The organism is Arthrobacter sp. AG1021 (assembly GCF_003633665.1).
GTDB classification, from domain to species: domain Bacteria; phylum Actinomycetota; class Actinomycetes; order Actinomycetales; family Micrococcaceae; genus Glutamicibacter; species Glutamicibacter soli.
The window spans coordinates 1-1,065 of sequence record NZ_RBLB01000005.1 but is presented as its reverse complement, the minus strand read 5'-3'; the positions used below and the strand labels follow the sequence as shown (position 1 = coordinate 1,065).

Below are 1,065 nucleotides of genomic sequence, written 5' to 3'. Positions count from 1 at the left end.
CCGCTGGTAGTCATCGGCGGACGCGGATCAAACGGCACCGAATTGCGGTTCACCGTGATCTCCACCTGCGCCAGCAGATCCTCGGCCTGCTGCCCATCCAGCTCGCTGTGGCGCAGGTCCACCAGCACCAGGTGCACATCCGTGCCGCCGGTCAACACGCTGATGCCCTTGGCGGCCACATCGGCCTGGGTCAACCGCTCGGCCAGGATCCGCGAACCGGCCAGGGTGCGCTGCTGGCGCTCCTTGAACTCCGGCGAGGCGGCGATCTTGAACGCCACCGCCTTGCCCGCGATCACATGCTCCAGCGGGCCGCCCTGCTGGCCAGGGAACACCGCCGAGTTCAGCTTCTTGGCGATCTCCGCATCATTCGACAGGATGATGCCGCCGCGAGGGCCTGCCAGGGTCTTGTGCGTGGTCGAGGTGACCACATGCGCATGCGGCACCGGCGACGGGTGCAGCCCGGTGGCGACCAGGCCGGCGAAATGCGCCATGTCCACGAACAGGTACGCACCGACCTTGTCCGCGATTTCGCGGAAGCGGACGAAGTCCAGCTGGCGAGGGTAGGCCGACCAGCCGGCCACGATCATCTTCGGCTGGTGCTCGATGGCCAGGCGCTCAACCTCATCCATGTCCACCAGGTTCGTCTCCTCGTCCACGCCGTACGGGACGATGTTGAACAGGCGGCCGGAGAAGTTGATCTTCATGCCGTGGGTCAAATGCCCGCCGTGGGCCAGGTTCAAGCCCAGCACGGTATCGCCCGGACGCACCAGCGCGTGGTAGACCGAGGCGTTGGCCTGGGCCCCGGAGTGCGGTTGGACGTTGGCGAACTTCGCGCCGAACAGTTCCTTGACGCGCTCGATGGCCAGGGTCTCGATGACGTCGACCTCTTCGCAGCCGCCGTAGTAGCGGCGGCCCGGGTAGCCCTCGGCGTACTTGTTGGTCAGCACCGAACCCTGCGCCTGCATCACGGCCTGGGCCGTGTGGTTTTCCGAGGCGATCATTTCCAGGCCGCGCTGCTGGCGGGCCAGCTCAGCATCGATCCGCTGCGCCACCTCCGGATCCAGC

General features: G+C 66.9%; 1 protein-coding gene. It reads right to left on the bottom strand.

What is annotated here, in order from left to right; genetic code table 11:
• Positions 1 to 1,064, bottom strand: a 1,064-nt coding sequence (gene glyA / locus DFO58_RS00155) for a serine hydroxymethyltransferase (protein ID WP_286163380.1), incomplete at its 3' end; no start/stop codon positions are given.
• Position 1,065 lies beyond the last annotated feature (1 nt).